The organism is uncultured Phyllobacterium sp. (assembly GCF_902479695.1).
In the GTDB taxonomy this organism is placed as follows: Bacteria; Pseudomonadota; Alphaproteobacteria; order Rhizobiales; family Rhizobiaceae; genus Phyllobacterium; species Phyllobacterium calauticae.
This window is the reverse complement of sequence record NZ_CABSQF010000022.1, coordinates 1-22,578: the sequence shown is the minus strand read 5'-3', so window position 1 is coordinate 22,578 and position 22,578 is coordinate 1. Positions and strand designations below refer to the sequence as shown.

Annotated in this window: 21 protein-coding genes, 1 pseudogene and 1 riboswitch; of the genes and pseudogenes, 9 read left to right on the top strand and 13 right to left on the bottom strand. The window is 61.3% G+C overall.

Annotated features, from left to right (window positions below):
* Nucleotides 1-23: 23 nt before the first annotated feature.
* Together RDL77_RS14540 and RDL77_RS14535 are read right to left on the bottom strand one after the other, a co-directional pair.
* The gene (locus RDL77_RS14540) at nucleotides 24-1,022 is read right to left on the bottom strand and encodes a glycosyltransferase family 2 protein (protein WP_288193493.1); all 999 of its coding nucleotides are present in this window, start codon (nucleotides 1,020-1,022) and stop codon (nucleotides 24-26) included.
* Nucleotides 1,023-1,108: 86 nt separating this feature from the next.
* A complete protein-coding gene (locus RDL77_RS14535; protein WP_288193492.1) occupies nucleotides 1,109-2,239 on the bottom strand; it encodes a GNAT family N-acetyltransferase in 1,131 nt (376 codons plus the stop codon).
* A 140-nt stretch (nucleotides 2,240-2,379) separates the two neighbouring features.
* Between RDL77_RS14535 and RDL77_RS14530 the strand changes: the two genes are divergently transcribed.
* A complete protein-coding gene (locus tag RDL77_RS14530) occupies nucleotides 2,380-3,576 on the top strand; it encodes an NAD(P)/FAD-dependent oxidoreductase (RefSeq protein WP_288193491.1) in 1,197 nt (398 codons plus the stop codon).
* A 23-nt stretch (nucleotides 3,577-3,599) separates the two neighbouring features.
* Here RDL77_RS14530 and RDL77_RS14525 read toward each other — a convergent pair whose 3' ends face one another.
* Nucleotides 3,600-4,484 carry a methyltransferase domain-containing protein gene (locus RDL77_RS14525; protein ID WP_288193490.1) on the bottom strand — a complete coding sequence of 295 codons (885 nt, stop codon included), beginning with the start codon at nucleotides 4,482-4,484 and terminating at the stop codon, nucleotides 3,600-3,602.
* Nucleotides 4,485-4,693: 209 nt separating this feature from the next.
* On the opposite strand from RDL77_RS14525, the gene RDL77_RS14520 reads away from it, so the two are divergent.
* The 3 genes from RDL77_RS14520 to RDL77_RS14510 all read left to right on the top strand — a co-directional run bounded on the left by RDL77_RS14520 (nucleotide 4,694) and on the right by RDL77_RS14510 (nucleotide 6,873).
* Complete coding sequence (locus tag RDL77_RS14520) at nucleotides 4,694-5,068, top strand: YciI family protein (protein WP_223613625.1); 375 nt, start codon at nucleotides 4,694-4,696, stop codon at nucleotides 5,066-5,068.
* A complete protein-coding gene (locus RDL77_RS14515; protein ID WP_288193489.1) occupies nucleotides 5,065-6,306 on the top strand; it encodes an RNA polymerase sigma factor in 1,242 nt (413 codons plus the stop codon). The genes RDL77_RS14520 and RDL77_RS14515 overlap by 4 nt, the downstream gene beginning before the upstream one ends.
* 90 nt (nucleotides 6,307-6,396) lie before the next feature.
* Nucleotides 6,397-6,873 (top strand): SRPBCC family protein, encoded by a 477-nt coding sequence (locus RDL77_RS14510; RefSeq protein ID WP_288193488.1) that lies wholly within the window; start codon nucleotides 6,397-6,399, stop codon nucleotides 6,871-6,873.
* A 70-nt stretch (nucleotides 6,874-6,943) separates the two neighbouring features.
* Here RDL77_RS14510 and RDL77_RS14505 read toward each other — a convergent pair whose 3' ends face one another.
* Together RDL77_RS14505 and cbiE are read right to left on the bottom strand one after the other, a co-directional pair.
* A complete protein-coding gene (locus tag RDL77_RS14505) occupies nucleotides 6,944-7,993 on the bottom strand; it encodes a DUF475 domain-containing protein (protein WP_223613628.1) in 1,050 nt (349 codons plus the stop codon).
* A 180-nt stretch (nucleotides 7,994-8,173) separates the two neighbouring features.
* Nucleotides 8,174-9,391, bottom strand: coding sequence for a precorrin-6y C5,15-methyltransferase (decarboxylating) subunit CbiE (gene cbiE, locus RDL77_RS14500; RefSeq protein ID WP_288193487.1), 1,218 nt, complete (start codon nucleotides 9,389-9,391; stop codon nucleotides 8,174-8,176).
* Between the two features lie 138 nt (nucleotides 9,392-9,529).
* Between cbiE and cobG the strand changes: the two genes are divergently transcribed.
* The 5 genes from cobG (at nucleotide 9,530) to purU (ending at nucleotide 15,003) form a co-directional block, all read left to right on the top strand.
* Nucleotides 9,530-10,948 carry a precorrin-3B synthase gene (gene cobG / locus RDL77_RS14495; RefSeq protein ID WP_308526406.1) on the top strand — a complete coding sequence of 473 codons (1,419 nt, stop codon included), beginning with the start codon at nucleotides 9,530-9,532 and terminating at the stop codon, nucleotides 10,946-10,948.
* Entirely contained in the window at nucleotides 10,941-11,567 is a 627-nt protein-coding gene (locus RDL77_RS14490; RefSeq protein ID WP_223613631.1) for a precorrin-8X methylmutase, read from the top strand. Before cobG ends, RDL77_RS14490 begins: the two co-directional genes overlap by 8 nt.
* Nucleotides 11,567-12,307 (top strand): precorrin-2 C(20)-methyltransferase, encoded by a 741-nt coding sequence (locus tag RDL77_RS14485; RefSeq protein WP_223613632.1) that lies wholly within the window; start codon nucleotides 11,567-11,569, stop codon nucleotides 12,305-12,307. The genes RDL77_RS14490 and RDL77_RS14485 overlap by 1 nt, the downstream gene beginning before the upstream one ends.
* A complete protein-coding gene (gene cobJ, locus RDL77_RS14480; protein ID WP_288193482.1) occupies nucleotides 12,304-14,001 on the top strand; it encodes a precorrin-3B C(17)-methyltransferase in 1,698 nt (565 codons plus the stop codon). Before RDL77_RS14485 ends, cobJ begins: the two co-directional genes overlap by 4 nt.
* Nucleotides 14,002-14,151: 150 nt before the next feature.
* Complete coding sequence (purU, locus tag RDL77_RS14475) at nucleotides 14,152-15,003, top strand: formyltetrahydrofolate deformylase (RefSeq protein WP_288193480.1); 852 nt, start codon at nucleotides 14,152-14,154, stop codon at nucleotides 15,001-15,003.
* Nucleotides 15,004-15,226: 223 nt separating this feature from the next.
* On the opposite strand, the gene RDL77_RS14470 is transcribed toward purU, so the two are convergent.
* The 8 genes and pseudogenes from RDL77_RS14470 to RDL77_RS14435 all read right to left on the bottom strand — a co-directional run.
* Complete coding sequence (locus RDL77_RS14470) at nucleotides 15,227-16,318, bottom strand: hybrid-cluster NAD(P)-dependent oxidoreductase (RefSeq protein WP_288193479.1); 1,092 nt, start codon at nucleotides 16,316-16,318, stop codon at nucleotides 15,227-15,229.
* Nucleotides 16,319-16,325: 7 nt separating this feature from the next.
* Nucleotides 16,326-17,570, bottom strand: coding sequence for an aromatic ring-hydroxylating dioxygenase subunit alpha (locus tag RDL77_RS14465; RefSeq protein ID WP_288193477.1), 1,245 nt, complete (start codon nucleotides 17,568-17,570; stop codon nucleotides 16,326-16,328).
* A gap of 124 nt (nucleotides 17,571-17,694) precedes the next feature.
* Nucleotides 17,695-17,895: riboswitch (cobalamin riboswitch) on the bottom strand.
* 111 nt (nucleotides 17,896-18,006) lie between these two features.
* Complete coding sequence (locus tag RDL77_RS14460) at nucleotides 18,007-18,717, bottom strand: DUF1868 domain-containing protein (protein WP_288193476.1); 711 nt, start codon at nucleotides 18,715-18,717, stop codon at nucleotides 18,007-18,009.
* Nucleotides 18,718-18,796: 79 nt separating this feature from the next.
* Entirely contained in the window at nucleotides 18,797-20,074 is a 1,278-nt protein-coding gene (locus RDL77_RS14455) for an L-fuconate dehydratase (RefSeq protein WP_288193475.1), read from the bottom strand.
* A 37-nt stretch (nucleotides 20,075-20,111) separates the two neighbouring features.
* Complete coding sequence (locus RDL77_RS14450) at nucleotides 20,112-20,957, bottom strand: fumarylacetoacetate hydrolase family protein (RefSeq protein WP_223612479.1); 846 nt, start codon at nucleotides 20,955-20,957, stop codon at nucleotides 20,112-20,114.
* A 166-nt stretch (nucleotides 20,958-21,123) separates the two neighbouring features.
* Nucleotides 21,124-21,858 (bottom strand): SDR family oxidoreductase, encoded by a 735-nt coding sequence (locus RDL77_RS14445; protein WP_288193473.1) that lies wholly within the window; start codon nucleotides 21,856-21,858, stop codon nucleotides 21,124-21,126.
* Nucleotides 21,859-21,896: 38 nt separating this feature from the next.
* Nucleotides 21,897-22,346: a MaoC/PaaZ C-terminal domain-containing protein gene (locus RDL77_RS14440; protein ID WP_288193472.1), complete on the bottom strand. Its 450-nt coding sequence runs from the start codon at nucleotides 22,344-22,346 to the stop codon at nucleotides 21,897-21,899.
* Nucleotides 22,347-22,578, bottom strand: a pseudogene (locus RDL77_RS14435) (gfo/Idh/MocA family oxidoreductase); the annotation flags it as partial.

Sequence of the window (22,578 nt, the reverse complement as noted above, 5' to 3'; positions counted from 1 at the left end):
ATTCCTGTGTCTTTGAGGGCAGCCTAGTGGTCCTTGGAGACGACCTTACTCTCGATCCAGTCATCCGGCTGGCGGCGGGGATGGAAAAAGCCGAGCGGCAGGGCGGCGGCATGAAAACACCATGCCACGACGGCATAGACGCCCAGCGACAGACTGCGCTGCTTCAGGCTCATCGCGGCAACGACGAGAACGATCAATGCGGCATCGATCAATAGGGCCATCTTCTTGTCGGGCAGGAAAGCCAGAAGCCCGATCATCGCCAGCCACCACAGATAGACCCCGGCCCACAGGCGAAGTTCCGGCAGCTCGTGCACCAGCTTGTTCCAATGCGGGCGGCCAAGCGCGGCACGCAGCAATTCGCCGACGCCCCGCAGATATTTCGACCGCCAGCGCCGCACCAGCAAGGTGTAGGCGTTGATGGAGTGGCCGAAATGCGCGACGAAACGGCGGTCAAGCCGGTGCAGCTCCCATCCGAGCGACCGCAGGCGCACGCCCAGGTCGAATTCCTCATAGCCGTGCAGATTGCGGTCGGAGAAATAGCCGGCCTCGGCGATGGCTGCGCGGCGGTAAAGGCCGCCGCCATTCATGCGGTCAATCGATCCTGTCCGGCTTTCCGGCGACACGCGGCGCACCCGGCGGGTGAATTCGAGATTGTCGACGTTCATTTCCACCACATGTCCCGTCACCCCCGCAACCCGGGGATTGGCTTCGAGAAATGCAATGGCCGCACCGAGGAAATCCTTGTCGAGCAGCATGTCGCCATCCATGAGGCAGACCAGATCGTGATGACTGTACTGGAAGCCCAATTGCGGGCCGATGCCGCAGCTGGGCCTGGCCGGATTGACGATCTGCGCCACGGTCACCGGATAGCGCATGGCGATTTCGACCGTCCGGTCGGTGGAACCGCTATCGGCCACGATGACTTCGACCGTGCCGCCCGGCAAGGCCTGCAATGCGCTTTCAATCGCCGCTGCGATGCGCTTTTCTTCGTTCAGCGTTTTCATGATAATCGAAACGGTCATCAATCAAGTCCTGCCCCAGTCTGGAAACCGCTACACATGCACCGCCATCCCGCAATGGCGTATTCACTATCGTATCTCTTATGGCATTAGCGCAACGCGCGTAAGACTTTCCACTTGAGCGGCCTGAGTTTCTGCCACAAGGGCGTCGCACGCAGCCTCTCCATCACCCGCAACCGCGTTGCGATGACCCGTCCCCGCGCCGTGCGGACAAGCGTCATCTTCTTCAGGTCGATGGTGACGTCGCAGCAGTTCAGCTTCCATGGCTCGTCGCCGATGCCGAGGTCCAGGCAATCATAGCCGCTATCGAGCAAATGGCGCAGCAGCAGATAGTGCAGCACCCGCCCCGGAGAATATTTGGACCATTCGCCGGATTCAAACGTGAACACCAGCCCGTAATAGTGCCTGCCTTCGACCAGCGCCCACATCGCCGCGATAACCTGGCCGTTCACGACAAGCGCGGACAGGTGCAGCGCATTTGCTGCGGCAAAATTGTCGGTTCCCAGTGTGAAAAAGCTCTGCTTCTCCGGCTCCTTGTCGAAACCCGGCACCTGCGTTTCTTCAAACCGGCGCTGTTTCTGGGCAAGCAGCGTCTCCAGAACAAAGGCGCGTTCTTCCGGCGTCCCGGCAATCAGCAGCCGGCATTCGCCCAGCCGCTCGAGCGCCCGATGCCGGTTCCGCAGGTTCTTCGACCCCGGCTGCGACTGATCGACCTCCGGCCAGCTGCGCTTGAGGTTTGTCAGGTGGCACGACTCGCCGTTCAAGTCTTCAGCCAGCAGGAACAGCGGATTCGTGCGGTCGCGGATTTGCTCCGGCATTTTGTCGAAGATCGCCATGTCGAACGGCGGCAAAGCCTCTGCAATCCTGTTCCACAGCTGTTCGGCGGATGTCCGGGTCCATTCATCGCCGTTGGGAAACAGGATCGGCGCATTGTAATCCGCCACGCCATCGTCGACGAAGGTGAGGACGCGGCCGCCATGACGGGACGAGAGGCTGAACGGCAGAAAGCACAGCGGATTTCCGGAGATATCCCAGACCTCGACCAGACAAAGCTGGTTGCCCGGCCGGGTGCCATAGGATGCCAGCCACGTCTGCAGGAATGTGGTCGTCTGGAAAATATACTGCCTTGCATCCGTGGCCGTACCGGCCGCCGGCCATTGAGGCGAGAGCTGATCGGGATGGCTGTAAACCCGGATATCATATTCTGGAATCACAAACACTCACCCCTTCACGACACACGCATACGTGAACACTCTATCCACAACCAGCATAATCGATTGTTTAACATACATCTTATTTACGCTGTATTATCCGGCTTCACATTGACTGATCGAGCTGTCTACACGTCTGCGGAGCATGCATGGTTGAACCGGAATTGGCAATTCAAGGGACGGAGGCACAGCCCATCCAGACCGATGTGGTGATCATCGGCGGCGGGCTGGCAGGAGCCAGTGCCGCCACCGCGCTGTTCCGTCAGGGCTACGGCGTGACCCTGATCAGCAGCCACGAGCGTCATCCGCCGGATTTTCGCGCCGAGAAAGTCGCGCAAACCCAGATGGAGCTGTTCGAGCGCATCGGTCTTGGCGATGTCGTGCGTGCCGAGGTGACCGCGTTTGACGGCGTATGGCTCCACCGATTCGGCCGGTTCGAGCGAACCACGACGCCCGAATATGGCGGCGATTATTCCGATCTGGTCAATACAGTGCGCCGTGCCATCCCTGCGGGCGTGCGTTCCATTGTCGGCCGGGTCGATGACATTACGACCAGCGAAAACCTGCAGCACGTGACATTGTCCGATGGCCGGAAATTCACCGCACGGCTCCTGATCGTTGCCACGGGGCTCGGCGATACGATCCGCAAGAAGCTCGGGATCGAACGGGACATCATAAGCCCGCAGCATTCGCTGTGCTGCGGTTTCGATCTGGTACAGCCGCGATCGCATTTTCCCTTTCCATCCCTCGTGTGGAACGGGGCAAAATTCAATGACCGCGTATCCTACCTGACGCTCTTTCCCATAGGCGATAAAATTCGCGCCAACTTCTTCGTTTATCGGACATCGTCGGAGGAATGGACCCGCACATTCCGGGATCAGCCCGCGCAGGGTTTGCGCGCAGTAATGCCGGGTCTGGAAAGGGTGTTTGGCGAAATCACCATTGCCGGTCCGGTCATTGCCCGCCCCATTGACCTGGTACAGGTGCACAATCACGAACAGGATGGGGTTGTTCTCATCGGGGACGCCTTCTGCGTCGTCTGCCCGATCACCGGCACGGGGATTGAAAAAGCCCTCACCGATGTGGACCGGTTGTGCAACACATATATTCCGCGCTGGTTCAAAAGTGCGGGCATGTCCAAGGCAAAAATCCGCGAATTTTACGCCGACCCCATCAAGACAGCCCGGGACGCTTCGGCAATGAAGATGAGTTTCGACGCGAAGAAGATCAAAACCGACCTTGGCATGCGCTGGAAATTGCGGCGGTTGCGCAGCAACACGCTGGGCCGCGCGCGCTACGTGGTGCGCGCCACCGTCAAGCAGCTGCGGTCACCGGCACCCAAATAAGCCCAGGCCTGTCGGGATGCCGTTCACGGCCATTCCGCAATGACCACGCCGGACAGCATGTCCATCTGCATATCAGGCCGGTCGAAGGGCGGCGCCATTCCCGAAACGGAACGGGCCAGATGCTCCTGCGGGATTGCACGGGCATTGATGACGCGGACATTTTTCCAGCCATTGGCTTCGAATGCCCTGACATAGTCCAGCGGGCGGCGCCGGTTGGGCTGTCCGGGAAAGGAAAACAACCGGTACAGCCCTTCCGAGTATCGATAGATATTGTTCGGATCCTGTTCGCGGATCCAGCGGGAGTGTGTCTGATAATCGACAATGTGCTCGGCGATGCAGCCGCTGCGGGCAACCTTGGAGATATTGGCAATCGTCGCTTCGATGTCGTCATAGTGCTCGAATGCGGCACAGCTCAGGATCAGATCGAACTTTCTGTTGTCCGCCAGCCGGGGAATGTCGAAATCCCGGCCGACGCGATAGCTGAACAGGTCGGAATCGGGGCCTTCAGTCAGTTGTTTCGCCCGGTCGATACTGGGAGCATAGGCTTCGCGCTCCGGAAACCGGTCGAGAAGTTTGGCAAAATAGGCGGCTGGCTCCGTACCCGCGAGTTCGAACACGTCAACGGCACGATAGGACTTGGCGCCATAGCCGAGCAGGATGGCCCCGGTGCCGAGCGACGACCCCGGACACAGCTCAAGGACGTCCTTGCCCTCCAGATCGAAGCCGGCGGGCAGATACCGCTTCCACGAGGCAACGGTGTCGTAGACATAGTCGATGCGGCCATCGGTGTCGGAACGGTCGACCTTGTTGGGCGTCGTATAGCCCTGCAGCTTGTTTTTTGCCCAGGCCAGAGCGAGGAAAACAATGCCGATCCCGTACATGGCCGCATTGCGCATACTGTGTCCCATTCATTACCCCGTCACTTGGTTCTTTAACCGCCGGCTGACTGTGCATGTTCGCCTCCCAGGCATTAGAGAGCAGTTTCGTTTCCAGCGTCAACCGCTGGTTGCCAACGAATTTCACTCCGCAAGGCGAGCCGAGACAGGCTTGCAATTTTTCTCGACCTCATGTCGGGATCGGCGATAGTGGTTCGTCTTGAGGAAGAAGGAGTAACGGGATGCTTTACGCCATACTTTGCTACAACATGGAGGACGTGGTCGGTTCGTGGTCAAAGGAGGAAGACGACCTTGTCATGGAACGGCTTGGTGTCGTGCAGGACAAGCTCGCCAAATCAGGCAAGCTGGGGCCTGTCGCCCGGCTGCTGCCCACGACCGCCGCGACAACGCTGCGCAAATCCCGCGGCGAGCCCCTCGTCATCGACGGCCCCTTCGCCGAGACAAAGGAACAGTTTCTCGGATTCTACGTGGTTGACTGCGAATCGCTCGACGAGGCGCTCGATATCGCCCGCGATCTGGCGCAGGCCAATCCCGGACAGGGTTCCTACGAGATACGCCCGATCGCCTTGTTCAGACCCGGATCGGGTTCCCAATGACCGACCCGGCCTGGATCGATGCCGCGCTGACAGCCGCGCGCCCGCAGGCCGTGGGTGCCCTGTTGCGCTATTTCCGCAATCTCGACACGGCGGAAGAAGCCTTCCAGGAGGCCTGTCTGCGCGCGCTGAAGAACTGGCCGAAGAACGGCCCGCCGCGTGACCCCACGGCGTGGCTGATCTTCGTCGGCCGCAACAGCGCCATCGATACCGTACGCCGTCAGGCCAAGCAGCAGCCACTGCCGCCCGAAGACCTGCTGTCTGACCTCGGGGATGCCGAATCGGCCATCGCCGAGAAGATCGACAGCGCCGACTACCGCGACGATATCCTCCGGCTGCTGTTCATCTGCTGTCATCCCGATCTTCCGGCCACGCAGCAGATTGCGCTGGCACTGCGCATCGTGTCGGGACTTTCGGTCCGCCAGATCGCCCGGGCGTTTCTTGTCGGCGAAAGCGCCATGGAGCAGCGCATCACCCGAGCCAAGGGGCGGATTTCCTCCGGCGACATCCCGTTCGACACACCCGATGCCTTCGAGCGGGCCGAGCGGCTTTCGGCCGTGAGTGCAATGATCTACCTGATCTTCAACGAGGGTTACTCGGCCGGCAGCACGGAAGTGGCAGCGCGGTTTCCGCTGTGCGACGAGGCGATCCGGCTGGCGCGCCTGCTCCTGCGCATTTTCCCGGCGGAACCGGAGATCATGGGGCTGACCGCCCTCCTGCTGCTGCAGCACGCCCGCGCCAAGGCCCGTTTCGACGCGGAAGGCGCGGTCGTTCTTCTGGACGATCAGGACCGCAGCCTGTGGAACCAGACGATGATCGCTGAAGGTCTTGCCCTGATCGACAAGGCCATGCGTCACCGGCAGCCGGGTGCCTATCAGGTGCAGGCGGCCATTGCCGCCCTGCACGCGCGGGCCCGGCAGCCGCAGGATACGGACTGGCTGGAAATCGATCAGCTCTATGCCGCGCTCGAACGGATAAGCCCCTCACCCGTTGTCACGCTGAATCGCTCCATAGCGGTGGCAAAGGTGCATGGTGCCGAAGCGGCGCTGCTGCTGATCGAGCCGCTGGAAGACAGGCTTTCCGGCTATTTTCACTTCTTCGGCGTCAAGGGCGGGCTGCTGATGCAGCTTGGCCGCAGCCGGGAGGCACGCATTGCCTTCGACCGCGCGATAGCCCTTGCCAATACACCGGCTGAAGCCGCCCACATCCGCATGCATCTCGACCGCCTCAGCCAGAACTGATCGCGAAAAATAGGAAAAACTCCGATACCGTGTCGGCCTCGCCGATTGCCATTCGTCCTTGCATCGAAACCCTTCACGCAGGAGACCATCATGACATCCACCAGCGAAATCACCGACCGCGACCTCGTCATTACCCGCATCATCGATGCGCCCCGAGCAAACATATTCCGGGCCTGGACCGAGGTTGACCTTCTCAAGCAGTGGTTCGCGCCACTGCCCTACACCACACCGCACGCCGAGCTTGATGTGCGCGCCGGGGGCACCAGCGTCATCGTCATGCGTGGACCCGATGGCACCGAGTTTCCCAATCAAGGCGTCTATCTCGAAGTCGTCGAAAACGAACGGCTCGTCTTCACCGATGCCTATACCAGCGACTGGAAGCCGTCGGAGAAACCGTTCATGACCGGCATCATCACGCTGGAAGATGCCGGCAGCGGCAAGACGAAATACACCGCGCTCGTCCGGCACTGGACGGTGGCCGACCGGGAAGCCCACGAAAAAATGGGCTTTCATGCAGGTTGGGGTCTGTGCACCGACCAGCTCGCAGCCCTGGTTGCCAGGCTCTAAAACCCTTCATTTCACCTGCAAAAAAGCCATCCGGAACCCGGATGGCTTTTTGTCGGGACATGGAAGCGGATCAGGCGTGTTCCGCCTGATCCGGATGCCGGCGCCGGTAGCGGATCGATGACCAGAGCGAGAAGATGATGAGTGCCGCGCCGATCAAACCGGTGATCACTTCGGGAATATGAAACAAGGTCTGGCAATACATGATCACCGCAAGCACAAGGATCGCGTAGAATGCCCCGTGCTCGAGATAGCGGTACTGGCCGAGCGTCTCCTTCTCCACCATCATGATGGTCAGCGCGCGCACGTAGAACGCACCGATGCCCAGACCGATCGCAATGACAAACAGATTGGTCGACAGCGCGAACGCACCGATGACACCGTCGAACGAAAAACTCGCATCGAGCACTTCCAGATACAGGAACGCGCCAAGCCCGCCCTTGTGGACCGTGTCCATCTGTTCCTGCGAGGCATCGAGAAGCGCGCCAAGCCCCTCCACCACGAGGAAGGTCAGCAGGCCGTAAATGGCCGATGTCAGGAACGTCACCGACTCCGCACCGTCGAGCTGCCTGGAAAAGAAGATGATCAATGCCAGAACCACGCCGACCTCGATGCCCTGGACCGAGGCAAAGCGGGACGCGCGGCTTTCAACGACGCGGATCCAGTGCACGTCTTTCTCATGATCGAAGAAGAACTTGAGGCCGACCATCAGGAGAAACGTACCGCCAAAGGCGGAAATGCCGACATGGGCGTCCTGCATGATCCGCGCATATTGCTCCGGATTTGAAATGGCCAGTTTCAGCGCCGAAATCGGATCGATCCACGCGGCGATTGCAACAATTGCCAGCGGGAAGATGATCCGCATGCCGAACACGGCGATGATGATGCCCCATGTCAGAAACCGTCGCTGCCAGACCGGCGTCATGTCCCGGAGAATCCTGGCGTTCACAATCGCATTGTCGAAGGACAGCGAAATTTCAAGAATGCCCAGCACCGCACAGATGAAGAGGACTGATAATGTGCCTTCGACCGTTCCCGAATAGACGAACCCTATCCACGCGCCGAGCGCCAGTCCAACCGCCGTGAACAGAAACGGCCAGGTGAAGTACTTGTAAGTTGCCATATTTAATTCCTGCTAGAGTCTCCCAGATTGCTATCGGGGCCGGAAATCAAAACGGCGGTCACGACCGAGAGATCGGAACTTATGTACCGGTTGAATATGAATTCGCGCGCAATAGCAATCACCCGCCCCCCTTAGACTGCATAATCCTGTCGCAATCCTGTCGCGGCGCCGGTCCGGCTGTCAATCCGCGGGTTTGCGGACCGAATAGATCACCACGGGCAAGGCGGAGCGCCACGCATCAAAGGAACCGAGCGGCTGCGCCTGCGCAACGGCAAGTTTCGTCAGCTCGCCGCCGAACCTGCCGCGCCAGCCGATCAGTGCCGCCTCGCTCTGCAGGGTCACCGCATTGGCCACAAGCCGCCCGCCCGGCTTCAGCGCGTTCCAGCAGGCCTCCATCACGCCGTCGTCGGTAACGCCGCCGCCGATGAAAATGGCGTCCGGGCTGGCCAGACCAGAGAGTGCTGCCGGGGCTTCCCCGCGGACGAGCTGCAGATCCGGAACACCCAGCGCGCGGGCATTGCGCTCGATGACGCCTTGCCGCCCGCCATTGGCTTCCACGGCGATTGTCCGGCAGGAGGGATCGCTCCGCATCCATTCGATGCCGATGGAGCCGCATCCGGCCCCGACGTCCCACAGCAGCTCTCCCGGACGCGGCCCGAGCCGCGCCAGGGTGACAGCGCGGACATCCCGCTTGGTCAACTGGCCGTCATTCTCATAGGCCTCGTCAGGCAGGCCCGAAAGGATGGAATAGGAGCGCGCCTCCGGTTCGGCCGATCCGCAATCCACCGCGAGAACATTGAGATCGGCCCCGCGCGGATGCGTCCAATCCCTGGCCACGCCGTCGACCCGGTGTTCCGCCTCACCGCCCATATGTTCCAGAACCGTAAGCCTGGCCGAACCGAATCCGCTGTCCACCAGCATCCGCGCGACCTTCGCGGGCGTATCGCCATCATTGCTCAAGATGAGCAGCCTGACTCCCGGCGTGAACGACTTGAACAATGTCTCAACCGGACGGCCGTGCACGCTGAGCAGATGCACATGCTGCACCGGCCAGCCCATTGCAGCCGCTGCGAGCGAGAAGGATGCGGGTGCCGGCAGAATCCGCATCTCGGCCCGATCGAAGAAACGTGTCAAAGTTGCCCCCATGCCGAAATGCATGGGATCGCCGCTGGCAAGCACCACCACTTGGGTGCCGCGCAACGCCGTCAGGGTGGGATAGACATCGGAAAAGGGCGTCGGCCATGCGATCCGCTTTGCCGCAAGTGTTTCCGGCAGGAATTCGAGGTGCCGCCTGCCGCCGAAAACCGTGGTGGCATGGTCCAGTGCGGCGCGGGCATTGGCACCCAGTCCGCCATAGCCGTCTTCACCAATCCCGATAATCGTCAGCCAAGGCGTCATGTCATGTCCCGTTGATTGCAGAGGCTATGCATGCCCGAAAGCGCCGGAAGGGTCAACGAAGCTCAAACAGCATGCCCGTTGCAATTGCGGATCATATTTCTTTCCTCCGCACCGGCCATCCTGTAAAACCCTGATCCGATGAGCCAGTTAAGCACCATGGACGCAGTCCCGAACAGAATTGAAGACCGGCGGTCCGCCTGCCCCGGATTGTTCCGCATGGCCAAGGCGCTTGATGGCGCGATATGCCGGGTGAAACTGACATTCGGCACGCTGAGCGCCGAACAGGCGCACCGCATTGCCGATGCAGCCCGGCAGTTCGGCAATGGCGTCATCGAGATCACCAACCGGGCCAACCTGCAGATTCGCGGCGTGCGGCCCGATACGGAAAATCCGCTGATCGCAGCACTGCTGGCCGCCGGGCTCGGGCCATTGACCGACCGGGGCGACGATGTGCGCAATGTCATGGTCAGCCCGATCGCCGGTGTCGTGCCGGGCAGATTCGACGTGCGGCCGCTCGCCTTGCAGCTGCTCGAAATCCTGCAGACCGATGCCTCCTACCAGCGCCTGTCGCCGAAATTTTCCATTCTCGTCGACGGCGGCGAAAGCGTTGCCATGGTGGAGCATCCCCATGACATCTGGCTGAGCGCCATCGACGCAGGGAGCCCCCGGTTTGCCCTGGGCGTTGCCGGCATACCGCCTGCAACGGCAGACGACGCCCCCGCCCTCGGCAGTGTCGGCACGTCGCAGGCCATGCAGCTGGTCACGGCGATTCTCGGTGCGTTCATCGACTGGAATGCCGCCAATCCGGCGGCCTCGCGGCTTCGCCACATGATCGCAGCCATCGGGCGCGACGCATTCGCCGCCCAGCTGGAAAAGCGTCTGAATTTTTCAATACGCAATGAACAGGCCGATCAATGGCGCCGATCCTTGCCCCGCCCGCATGGACATCTCGGCCTGTTGCCGGAATGCGGCAGCGACCACCGCCTTGTCGGTGCCATGCCGCCGCTCGGGCGCCTTGATCCCGACAGGCTGGACGCCGTGGCGGCACTGGCGGAAAAAAACAGCAATGGAAAGCTGCTGATAACGCCGTGGCAGAGTATAATGTTGCCTGAAGTGCCCGAAGCCATGGCATCGCAAACAGTGCGGGAATTCGAGGCCCTTGGTTTCGCCGCCCGGCCGGATAATCCGCTTGCAACCATGATCAGTTGTTCAGGCTCCGCCGGTTGCGGATCGGCGCTTGGCGCAACGCAGGCCGATGGCCTCAAGCTCGGCGCATTGCTGCGCAACACGGCTCCTGATAGGGCGGTTCACCTGACCGGCTGCAGCAAATCCTGCGCCTCGCCTTCGGCAAAACCGGTCACGCTGGTTGCAACCGAACCGGGGTACTACAACATATTTCTGCGTGCGACCAATGGACCGTCGCGATTTGGCAAGCTATTGGCTGCACATGTTACTATCGAGGAAGCTGCCGACTGGATCGGCAACCTTCCGTTGAATTCCCGGCCATCGACCCAAAGGCCGCTCACTTCCGGCTCTGGGGGGCCACCGCATGCTTGACTATATCCGCGACGGTCAGGCGATCTATGATCGCTCCTTCGCCATTATCCGCTCCGAGGCCGATCTCAGCCGCATTCCCGCCGATCTGGAAAAGCTGGCCGTGCGCGTCGCCCATGCCTGCGGCATGGTCGATGTGATCGGGGACCTCGCCTTTTCCGAAGGCGCAGGTGCAGCGGGTGTGGCCGCCCTGGCCGGGGGCGCACCCATCCTGTGCGATGCCCGCATGGTGCTCGAAGGGGTGACGCGCGCGCGCCTGCCCGCCAGCAATGACGTCATCTGCACGCTCTCGGACCCGTCCGTCGCCGCTCTCGCCCGCGACATGGGCAATACCCGTTCGGCGGCAGCGCTTGAACTGTGGCGCCCGCATCTCGCCGGAGCCGTGGTGGCCTTCGGCAATGCACCGACCGCCCTGTTCCGCCTCCTCGAAATGCTCGATGAAGGCGCGCCGAAACCGGCGCTTATCCTCGGCTTTCCCGTCGGCTTCGTCGGCGCGATGGAATCGAAGGCGGCGCTGGCCGAAAACAGCCGCGGCGTTCCCTTCGTCGTCGTGCACGGACGGCGGGGCGGCAGCGCCATGGCCGCGGCCGCACTCAATGCACTCGCTTCGGAGAAAGAATAATGCCGCAGCCTGGACGGCTTTTCGGACTGGGCGTTGGTCCCGGCGATCCCGAACTCATTACCCTCAAGGCCCTGCGGCTGCTGCAGGCGGCGCCCGTCGTCGCCTACCACGCGGCCAAGGGCAAGAAGGGCAATGCGCTGACCATCGTCGAGACCTATCTCAACGACAACCAGTTGCTTGTGCCGCTGATCTATCCGGTCACCACGGAAAAGCTGCCCGCGCACATGAATTATGAAGCCATCGTCAGCGATTTCTACGGCGAGATCACCGAACGTCTCAAAACGCATCTGGATGCGGGCAAGGATGTCGCCGTCATTGCCGAGGGCGACCCGTTCTTCTACGGCTCCTTCATGTATATCCACGACCGGCTGGCCGGACAGTATGAGACGGAAGTCGTGCCGGGCGTCTGCTCCATTCTGGGTGGCGCGGCCGTGCTCGGTGCGCCGCTGGTCTACCGCAACCAGACATTGACGGTGCTCTCCGGCGTGCTTCCGGCCCATGAGCTGAAAAACCGCCTCGCCGCGACGGAAGCGGCCGCCATCATGAAGCTCGGCAAGAACCTGGCGAAGGTGCGCGATGTCATCGCCGACCTCGGGCTGATGGATCGTGCGCTTTACGTCGAGCGCGCCACCATGGATGCGCAGCGCATCGTGCCGTTGCGCGATGTCGATCCGGAGTCTTCACCCTATTTCTCGCTCATCCTGGTGCCGGGCGAGAAATGGCAGGGTGGCGGCGAATGACAGCCCCGCTGGTCCTGATGGTTTTGAGCGCGCAGGGCATGGAAACAGCGCTGCGGATCAAGGCCGGTTATCCCCAAGCGGTCATTCACGGGCTGGAAGGCCGCGTGCAGGGTGCGGACCACACCTACACCAATTTCGGCGAAACGCTGCGCACGCATTACCGCAACGGCAATGCTATTGCCGCCCTGTGTTCCGCCGGCATCACCATCCGCGCGCTGGCATTGTTGCTGGAAAACAAAGGCGGCGAACCGCCGGTACTCGCCATTGCCGATGACGGCAGCGCCGTGGTGCCGCTGCTCGGCGGAACCACCGGCGTCAATGTGCTGGCGCGGCAGCTGTCAAAAATTCTTGGCGTGTCGCCCGCGATCACCACATCGGGCGAATTGCGCTTCGGCACCTGCCTGCTCAATCCGCCGGCGGAATTCCATCTGCAGAACCCCGAGGACGGCAAGCGCTTCATCGCCGATCTTCTCGCCGGCCAGACCGTGCGGATCGATGGTCCGGCGCCATGGCTGGAAGAGGCGCGCCTGCCGGTCGACGATAACGGCACGATGCATATCCGCGTCACGCCGTCGGATATTGCCCCGCAGAAGAATGAGCTGGTCTTTCATCCCAAGGTGGCGGTTGTCGGCATTGCCGGTGATTTCAGCGCTGAAGAGGTGCTGGCTGCCCTTGCTGCAGAGAATATCGCGCTTGCTTCCATCGTCTGCCTTGCCGCCAGCGAAGAACGCAGTGCAAGCGCCCCGCTCCACCATCTTGCGGCTGAGCTTGGCCTGCCTCTGCGGCTGCTTCCGGTGAACGGAAGCAGTGCCGGAGATATCCTATCGGCCTTCATCAAAGAACCGGTGCGCCAGAGCGGCAACGACGGGCTTGCCATCGCCGTTGCGGCCACGCCCGATGACGTGACACGCGCCGGACATCGGCGCGGCCGCCTTGCGGTCATCGGGCTTGGGCCGGGCGATCCGGACTTCATGATCCCGGCCGTCAGGCAGGAACTGCAGCGTGCTGAGGATGTTCTCGGTTACGAGACCTATGTGCGCATGGCTGGGTCTTTCCGCCCCGATCAGATCATTCACATGACGGATAACCGTGAGGAAATGCAGCGTGCCCGCCACGCGTTCGAATTGGCCGCCTCCGGCCGTTCGGTGGTGATGATTTCATCCGGCGATCCCGGTGTGTTCGCCATGGCAGCCGCCGTGGTCGAAGCCTTGCACGAATCCGACAATCCGGCCTGGCACGGGGTCGACCTGCAGATTCTCCCCGGCGTTTCCGCCGCAATGGCGGCCGCCAGCCGCAGCGGCGCACCCCTCGGCCATGATTTCTGCATCCTGTCGCTGTCCGACAATCTGAAACCGTGGGACATCATCGAAAAGCGCATCGCGCTGGCGGCCGAAGCGGATTTCGCCATGGCCTTCTACAATCCGATCTCCAAGCCACGGCCATGGCAATTGCCGCGGGCCATCGAAATCCTGCGCCAGCACCGTGCACCGGAGACACCCATCGTTCTGGGCCGCGATATCGGCCGTCCGGCGGAAACCCTGCGCGTCATCACCCTGGCGGACCTCACACCCGAGCAGGTCGACATGCGCACGGTCATTCTCGTGGGATCGTCCCTCACCCAAAGCTTTGACCGGGTGGATGGCGGCCAGTGGGTCTATACCCCGCGCTGGTACGGAACCAAGCCCGCCGGTTGAAGGGAATCTCATCGCCCGGTGACGAAAGATCATTTGACGGGGCACCCGAATGCCGGAAAAAGGACTGAGCGCTTCGCATTTGTGTCGACGCGTTTCTTCCGCCCTCACTATGATCGCCGTCCATTGTCGCCCGTATCCCTGGAGTTTCCCATGCCAAACAAGAACTATGTCCTCACCCTGTCGTGCGAAGACAAGCCTGGGATCGTGGCATCGGTGACGACGGAGCTGGCGGCGCTGGATGCCAATATCGCCGAGAGCAACCAGTTCTGGGACCGCCAGACCAACCGCTTCTTCATGCGCATCGCCTTTGCCGCCTCAGAAAGCACCTCCAAGGACGATGTCGAGCGGGCGCTGAAACCCGCCATCGAGCGCTTCGGCATGAAGACCACGCTGATCGACCAGGCCAAGAAGCCGAAGATCGTCATCATGGTGTCGAAGTTCGACCATGCGCTCTTGCACCTGTTCTACCAGATCAAGGTCGGCTGGCTCGATGCGGAAGTGGCCGCCATCGTCTCCAACCACGAGGACAGCCGCCGCTTTGCCGAGCATGAGGGCATCCCCTACCATGTGCTGCCTGTGTCGAAAGACAACAAGACGGCGCAGGAGGAGGCGCTGCTGAAGATCGTCAAGGACACCGGCGCCGACCTCGTCATCCTCGCCCGCTACATGCAGGTGCTCTCCGACACTCTGTCGAAGCGGCTGTTCGGCAAGGTGATCAACATCCACCATTCGTTCCTGCCGAGCTTCAAGGGGGCAAAGCCCTATCACCAGGCGTTCGAGCGCGGGGTGAAACTGATCGGCGCGACGGCGCATTATGTCACGCCCGACCTCGACGAGGGCCCGATCATCGAGCAGGAGACCGAGCGGGTCAGCCATGCCATGAGCGCCGAGGACTTTGTCGCCACCGGCCGCGATATCGAGAGCCGGGTGCTCGCCCGTGCCGTCAAGAAGCACCTCGAATCCCGCGTCATGCTCAATGGGCACAAGACCGTGGTGTTCTAAGCACAGGCATTATTTACGGTGCGTGGTGCGTGGTTCGACAAGCTCACCATGAGGGAGAGTGAGGACTTCAGGGAGTCATATGCTGCAATCCTTGTGATTAAGCATTGCAGCCCAACCCTCTCCCTCATGGTGAGCTTGTCGAACCACGCACAATCGCAATGCGAGCCTTCACCGCCAGTTATTGCCTGCACTTGAGAACGGAGAATAGCTCAAAAGGCGGCGCTCAGGCTTCGATCTCCACATTGCCGAGTGGCTTGGTGCAGCAGGCAAGGACAAATCCCTCGTCGATTTCCTCGTCGAGAATACCGCCATTGTGATCCATCTCGGACTTGCCCGAGAGTTTCATCACCTTGCACGTGCCGCACAGGCCGGATTCGCAGGCCGCCGCAATGCGGATACCGGCGCCGCGCGCCGCCTTGAGGATCGTATCGCCCGGCATGCAGGGCACATCCATGCCCGACATGGAAAAGGTGATCGTCGCCGACGCTTCCACGGCGACGGTGGACATCACATCGAAGGCGGGCAGGACGGGCTCGGCGGCCGGACCGAAGCTTTCCTGATGATAGTGCGCCATGTCGAAACCGCTGGCTTCGAGCATACCGCGCACATCGCGCATGAAACCTTCCGGACCGCAGCAGAAGATCGTCCTGTCCTTGAAATCGGGCGACAGCAGCGGCAGCTTGGGCGCTTCCAGCCGCCCGCGGATACCGGTCCACACCTGCCCCATCTCGTGTTCCTTGATCAGGAACGACAGTTTCAGGTTGGGCATGCAGTTTGTCAGATATTCCAGTTCCCGGCGGAAAATGATGTCGCTGGGCCGGCGGGCGCAGGTGACGAAGCTGATATCGCTCTGCGGGGCGCAATCATGCATCCAGCGGGTCATCGACATCATCGGCGTGATGCCGGACCCGGCCGAGATGAACAGGTACTTTTCCCCCGGATGCCTGCGCATGGAGAAATCGCCGAGCGGACCGAAGGCCTTCAGCCGCATGCCGGGGGTCAGGTGATCCAGCATCCAGCGGGTGCCGATGCTGTTCTCCTGCGCCTTGACCGTCACCGCGATGGTGAAGGGCCGTGACGGGCTGGAGGAGAGCGTATAGGTGCGCAGGACGGCTTCGGGCTGCACCGGCAGCTCGAAGGTCATGAACTGGCCCGGCTCATAGCGGAACCAGTTCTGGTTGTCGGAACGGAATGTGAAGGTCTTCACATTCGGCGCTTCCTCGATGATCGACAAACACTCCAGCAGATGCAGCCGGTCATTCCATGGCTGCATCTGGTCGAGGTGCGGGTAAGACTGAGGAACGCCCATGTTCATTGTGTACCTATGCTACCTTGCTGAGCCGCGTATCGCCGCCGGAGAGACGCTCTTCCATGAACCTGCAATACCATTCGAGGAATTGCAGCACGCCGCCTTCATGCTCGGGCGAATAGGGGCCGGGCTCGTAGGCGGGCGAGCGGATGCCGAAGGCGTTTTCCTCGACGATCCGGCGGTCCTGGTCATTGGTCTCGAGCCAGACATGCGTCAGTTCCTCGATGGTGTAATCCACGCCCTCAACCGCATCCTTGTGCACCAGCCATTTGGTGGTGACCTGCGTTTCATCCGGGCCGAGCGGCAGCACGCGGAAGGAAATGGCATGGTCGCCGAGGATATGGTTCCAGGTGGTCGGGTAATGGAACAGCAGCAGCGAGCCGATCTGCTTCTCGTTGACACTGTCGCTGAGCTGCCGGCCGACGGCGCGGCGCCCGCTCATCGTATAGCTTTCCGCATCGCGCAGCAGCGGCACACGGGTGGCGCGGTACTGGCCGTCATCGGACATGCGGAAAATGCTGGGCAGGCCTGCCGCTTCGCAACGCTGCCAGTGGGCAGCAATTTCCGGATCGTCAGCGGCGCCCTGGACACCGCTCACGCTCGGCGCTTCCGGAAAGGTCTTGCACAGCTCGGGATGATTGGCCACGCAGTGATAGCACTCGCGGTTGTTTTCCCAGACCAGCTTCCAGTTGCCCTTTTCAACGATGGTGCTCTGATAGGCGACCTTGGTTTCGGTGAGGTGGTGCGGCGCGAGATAGGGCTCGATCAGTGCACGCGTCGCGCTGAAATCGACAGGATTCTGCGCCAGGCAGATGAAGATGTAACCGCCGACGCTTTCGCACTGCACCGGCTTCAGGCTGTGCTGGCTGGCGTCGAAATCATCGCCCATCTGGCGGGCGAACAGCAGGCGCCCGTCAAGCTCGTAGGTCCACTGGTGATAGGGGCAGACGAGCTTGGCCGACGTGCCGCGCTCGGCCGAGCAGACGCGCGAGCCGCGATGGCGGCAGGAATTGTGAAAGGCCCGGATCTGGCCCTGGCGGTCGCGCACGATGACCACGGGATAGTCGCCGACCTGCACCGTGAAGAAGTTGCCGGGCTTGGCGACTTCGCAATCATGGCCGATGAACAGCCAGTCGCGATAAAAGATGTTCTCCATATCGAGCCGGAAATAATCCGGATCGGAATAGAAAGACTGTTCAAGGCCGTAGCCGGGTTTCCGGTTTCTCAGGTTCCGGAGCAGTTCGTTGCGTATATCCATGTCGTGTCCTCGCCTCGATGTTGCGAAAGGACTGACTGGTGGTGACGGAGGAAGAACGCCTGCACGGCCAGCCACCGGCTGATGCCCGCACAGAATCATGCTCCTTGATCGCCCACCGCGATCAGTCGGTTTTCAGTACCGAGGCTGGTTTCCGGGCTCTGGAGTTGCCGTATCGGCTGTCACGACGCCTTCCCGGGGTTGTGACCCAGTGGCTGTTATGCCGTGTTTCACTCCACTACCGTTGCGGGGGCAGCGCCGGGTTTCCGACCGGCTTCCCAATTCTCCGCTTCCCTAGAAAAGCGGCACCTCAAGTGCCCCGATAAAAGCATCCGGCACCCAAAAAGAATAGGTGCGGAAACGACATCGCATTTACGTAAGACGACACGCCGGGCGCGTGTACACTATGTCGCAGATTGGCGATCAAACGGCCTCTGGTTCAATCCAGAACCACCAGTTCCTCGAAATGATTCATATCGACAAAACTGCAGAATGCGGGCGGATTCAACGCAATCACCGGCGATTCACGCCGGATGAATGCTAGGCAATCATCCAGAAGTTCCTGCCAGGCCCTGAGCCTTTCATCCGGGAACCGCGCGATCGGATAGGCCAGCGTGATGTGGAAGACATAGGTGTCGTGATCAGGATGCCGGTAACCGAACGGCACGGCCAGTTCGTCGCGCCAGGCGCGCATGATGCGCTCGTCATATTCGCTCGCACCCGCCACTGTCAGGCCTGCGGGCGTGACATCGATCACCTCGACGTTGAACGGCCCGCATCCCTCGAAATCCCGCAGGCGATCCACATAAAGCCGCGTCATGTCGTTGATGCTTGTCTCCAGCGGAACATCATCCGGCCAATAGAACGGGCGGCGGCGATATTCGATAATGCCCTGAAACAGCGTCATGTGCAGGCTGGAGACGGGGGTAAAGGCCAGCTGCCCTGCATCGGGCATCGCCAGCATCCGGTCGCGCACGGCAATGACCGAGGCTTCCGACTCGGACCCCTTCACCAGATGGCAGACCACCGTATTGCCGGGTTCCGGCTGAAAGACGCCCGCGCTGTTGTAGCGCCGGCCGAGATGCACCGGCGGTTCCGGGTGCAGGCTGGCGGCAAAGCGGGCAAGCGAAGGCTTGATCAGGTCGAGCATGGGAACCCCGTGACGAAAGAAGACGATGCAATCGCCATAGGACAGCTCTTTGTCAGACTGATGAAGCCCCGCCCCTTTTCTATGGCCGGTGGAGATATTCCTCGATCGACGCCTGTTTCATTTCAATCGAGAAACCCGGCAGCGACGGCGGCATATAGGCGGCATCCCGGATCTGGCAGGGATCGACAAAATGCTCATGCAGGTGGTCGACATATTCGATCACCCGGCCCTCCTTCGTGCCCGACACGGCGATATAGTCGATCATCGACAGATGCTGCACATATTCGCACAGGCCGACACCGCCCGCATGCGGCCAGACCGGCAGGCCGTATTTCGCCGCGATCAGCAGCACGGCCAGCACTTCATTGAGGCCGCCCATCCGGCACGAATCGATCTGCACCACATCGATGGCGCCTTCGGCGATGAACTGCTTGAACATGATACGGTTCTGGCACATCTCGCCGGTCGCGACCTTCACCGGCTTGATTGCCTGCCGAATCTTGCGGTGGCCAGCCACGTCATCCGGGCTGGTCGGCTCCTCGATGAAGAACGGCTTGACGAAGGCAAGCTTGTTGACCCAGTCGATGGCCTCGCCCACTTCCCAGACCTGGTTGGCATCGATCATCAGGATACGGTCCGGCCCGATCACCTCGCGGGCAATGGTCAGGCGGCGGATATCGTCTTCAAGATCGCGGCCGACCTTCATCTTGATGTGGTTGAAACCGGCGTCGACCGCCTCCTGGCAGAGGCGGCGCAGCTTTTCATCGGAATAGCCGAGCCAGCCCGCCGATGTGGTGTAGCAGGGATAACCTTCCGCCTGCAGCGTCGCGATCCGCTCCTTCTTGCCGTTCTCCGCCTTGCGCAGGATGGCGAGCGCGTCCTCGCGCGTCAGCACGTCGGTCAGGTAGCGGAAGTCGACAATGTCGACGATTTCTTCCGGCGTCATCTCGCCGACCAGCTGCCAGACCGGCTTGCCCGCCTCCTTGGCCAGGAGGTCCCAGACCGCATTGACCACCGCACCCGTCGCCAGATGCATCGCTCCCTTGTCGGGCCCGATCCAGCGCAACTGGCTGTCGCCGGTGATGAAGTGCCAGAAACGGCCGGGGTTTTCCTTCACCCAGTCGAGTTCCAGCCCGACGACGAGATGCTTCATCGCTTCTATCGCCAGGCAGCAGATTTCATTGCCGCGACCGATGGTGAAGGTCAGGCCATGGCCGGACAAAGCCTTGTTGTCCGTATCGAGGATGACGTAGGCGGCGGAATAATCCGGGTCCGGGTTCATGGCGTCCGATCCATCCAGGCTCTGCGAGGTGGGAAAGCGGACGTCGAAGACGCGAAGATCGGTAATGCGGGTCACAATATGCCTCTTGAATAATGTTGCGGGTCAGCACGCGTTAGACGTCGGCGCGTGCCACCTGTTTCTGGGTGCCAAGTCCGTCAATGCCGAGCTCGATCACGTCACCTGCCTTGAGGTAGCGCGGCGGCTTCATGCCCATGCCGACGCCGGGCGGCGTCCCGGTCGAGATGACGTCGCCGGGATGCAGCGACATGAACTGGCTGAGATAGGAGACGAGGAAGGCAACGCCGTAGACCATGGTCCGGGTCGAGCCGTTCTGCATGGTCTCGCCATTGACCTTCAGCCACATGCCGAGGTTCTGCGGGTCGGCCACCTCGTCCTTGGTCACCAGCCACGGGCCGGTCGGACCGAACGTGTCGCAGGATTTGCCCTTGGTCCATTGCCCTGCACGCTCCGTCTGGAAGGCGCGCTCGCTGACATCGTGCACGGTGCAGTATCCGGCGACATAATCCAGCGCCTCGGCTTCGCCGACATATTTTGCCGTGCGGCCGATGACGATGCCAAGCTCGACTTCCCAGTCGGTCTTTTCCGAACCGCGCGGAATGACCAGATCGTCATTCGGGCCTGATATGGCGGACGTCGCCTTCATGAAAATCACCGGCTCCGGCGGCACGGCCATGCCGGATTCCGCTGCGTGGTCGGCATAGTTGAGGCCGATGCAGATGAATTTTCCGGTTCCGGCAACGCAGGGGCCAAGGCGCGGATTGCCCTCAACGACAGGCAGGTTTTCTATATCCAGCGCCGACAATTTTGCCAGCGCCTCCGGGTCGAGCACGGCCCCGGCAAGATCGTTCACCTTACCGGAGAGATCGCGGATTTGCCCCTTGGCATCCAGCACGCCGGGCTTTTCCTGCCCCGGTTCGCCATAACGTAGAAATTTCATCGTCTGTTCCTTCCGATTCCATGGGAGGAGGCTTCTGACAATTCATCCTGATGAGGGAACTGGTGCGGTTTTCGAGAACCGGAGCGCAGTGGACATTTTCGTCCATGAGCACCGGAAGCGCAGAAAATCGCATCAGATGCCCATCAGGGTGGATTGGCAAAGTCTCCTAGACGGTCCAGCCGCCATCGATGTTGTAGGCCTGCCCCGTCGTATAGGTCGCACCGGCGAGATAAACGGCAAGGTCGGCAATTTCCTCCGGCAGGCCGAGACGGCCCATCGGCTGGCGCGCAATGAAAACCGCGCGCGCGGCTTCGTAGTCACCGCCTGCGCGCATGCGCTGTTCCAGCGACGGGCTTTCCACCGTGCCGGGGCAGATCGCGTTGCAGCGGATGCCCTGCGTGATGTATTCGGCGGCCACCGACTTGGTCAGGCCGAGCACCGCCGCCTTGGTAACGCCATAGGCGAAACGGTTCGGTACGCCCTTCACGCTGCTGGCCACCGACGACATGTTGATGATCGCGCCATCCCCGCGCTCGATCATGCCGGGCAGCACGGCGCGGATCGTGCGGATCATCGCCCGGACATTGAGATCGAGGGCGAAATCCAGGTCCGCATCGGGCATTTCGAGGATGGAACCGCCATGGACGAACCCGGCACAATTGAAAAGGACATCAATCGGACCGATCTCGCCTGCAACCTGATTGACCTCTTCGGTTTTCAATACATCCAGCTTGCGCGGTTTGATCCCCGCCTCTTTCGGCAGCGCGTCGAGCAATTGCTGGTTGATGTCAGTTGCATGGACGATTGCACCTTCGCGCGCAAAAGCCAGCACTGAGGCCCGGCCGATGCCCTGCCCTGCCGCTGTGATCAAAACCCGCTTGCCTGCAAGCTTACCCGTCATTTCAAACCTCCATTTGGCACATTGAGGTGCCCGTCATATCAAGTTGTTCTGCGCTCGGCGATCAAGATATGGTCCGCCGCAAGCACGACTTCATCACGTTGATTGAGAACTTCGCAGCGCTCCACCACACGTCCGCTGCCGGGCCGTTTCGGATCATCGTCCTTGGCGCTGATGGTCACACGCGTGCGGATCGTATCGCCGATAAAAACGGGACGTACGAACCGCAGACGGTCATAACCATAGGAGAACGCCACCGGATTGATCAGGCTGGCGGTGAGGCCGACGCCGATGGAAAAGATCATCGTGCCATGCGCAACCCGCTGGCCGAACGGCGTGGTCCTGGCGAATTCGGCATCCATATGATGCGGGAAGAAATCCCCGGTATGGCCCGCATGCACGACGAAATCGGTTTCGGTGATCGTGCGGCCCGTCGTGGTGCGCACATGGCCGATGGCATAATCCTCGAAATAGATGGCCTGTTCAGACATTCAAGCCTCCGGCTTTCGCGCCAGCGGTGTCGCTGGCGATGCACTTGATTGATAGGCGGCCTCGACCAGCGCCATGGTATGCCAGGCATCTTCAACCGAACTGACAAGCTCCTTGTCCTCGCCGCTGGCGAAGCGCTGCAGATTGGCCATGCGCCCGACAAAGGCATCGGGGAACCATGCGCCTTGCAAAGGAACATTGATCCAATCGGAGCCGCCCTTCGGGTAGATCATC

Excerpts from the sequence above, each read along its gene's own strand:
- RDL77_RS14540 (WP_288193493.1), bottom strand. The coding sequence starts at position 1,022 with ATGACCGTTTCGATTATCATGAAAACGCTGAACGAAGAAAAGCGCATC.
- RDL77_RS14530 (WP_288193491.1), top strand. The coding sequence starts at position 2,380 with ATGGTTGAACCGGAATTGGCAATTCAAGGGACGGAGGCACAGCCCATC.
- RDL77_RS14525 (WP_288193490.1), bottom strand. The coding sequence starts at position 4,484 with ATGGGACACAGTATGCGCAATGCGGCCATGTACGGGATCGGCATTGTT.
- RDL77_RS14520 (WP_223613625.1), top strand. The coding sequence starts at position 4,694 with ATGCTTTACGCCATACTTTGCTACAACATGGAGGACGTGGTCGGTTCG.
- RDL77_RS14515 (WP_288193489.1), top strand. The coding sequence starts at position 5,065 with ATGACCGACCCGGCCTGGATCGATGCCGCGCTGACAGCCGCGCGCCCG.
- RDL77_RS14510 (WP_288193488.1), top strand. The coding sequence starts at position 6,397 with ATGACATCCACCAGCGAAATCACCGACCGCGACCTCGTCATTACCCGC.
- RDL77_RS14505 (WP_223613628.1), bottom strand. The coding sequence starts at position 7,993 with ATGGCAACTTACAAGTACTTCACCTGGCCGTTTCTGTTCACGGCGGTT.
- cbiE (WP_288193487.1), bottom strand. The coding sequence starts at position 9,391 with ATGACGCCTTGGCTGACGATTATCGGGATTGGTGAAGACGGCTATGGC.
- cobG (WP_308526406.1), top strand. The coding sequence starts at position 9,530 with ATGAGCCAGTTAAGCACCATGGACGCAGTCCCGAACAGAATTGAAGAC.
- RDL77_RS14490 (WP_223613631.1), top strand. The coding sequence starts at position 10,941 with ATGCTTGACTATATCCGCGACGGTCAGGCGATCTATGATCGCTCCTTC.
- RDL77_RS14485 (WP_223613632.1), top strand. The coding sequence starts at position 11,567 with ATGCCGCAGCCTGGACGGCTTTTCGGACTGGGCGTTGGTCCCGGCGAT.
- cobJ (WP_288193482.1), top strand. The coding sequence starts at position 12,304 with ATGACAGCCCCGCTGGTCCTGATGGTTTTGAGCGCGCAGGGCATGGAA.
- purU (WP_288193480.1), top strand. The coding sequence starts at position 14,152 with ATGCCAAACAAGAACTATGTCCTCACCCTGTCGTGCGAAGACAAGCCT.
- RDL77_RS14470 (WP_288193479.1), bottom strand. The coding sequence starts at position 16,318 with ATGAACATGGGCGTTCCTCAGTCTTACCCGCACCTCGACCAGATGCAG.
- RDL77_RS14465 (WP_288193477.1), bottom strand. The coding sequence starts at position 17,570 with ATGGATATACGCAACGAACTGCTCCGGAACCTGAGAAACCGGAAACCC.
- RDL77_RS14460 (WP_288193476.1), bottom strand. The coding sequence starts at position 18,717 with ATGCTCGACCTGATCAAGCCTTCGCTTGCCCGCTTTGCCGCCAGCCTG.
- RDL77_RS14450 (WP_223612479.1), bottom strand. The coding sequence starts at position 20,957 with ATGAAATTTCTACGTTATGGCGAACCGGGGCAGGAAAAGCCCGGCGTG.
- RDL77_RS14445 (WP_288193473.1), bottom strand. The coding sequence starts at position 21,858 with ATGACGGGTAAGCTTGCAGGCAAGCGGGTTTTGATCACAGCGGCAGGG.
- RDL77_RS14440 (WP_288193472.1), bottom strand. The coding sequence starts at position 22,346 with ATGTCTGAACAGGCCATCTATTTCGAGGATTATGCCATCGGCCATGTG.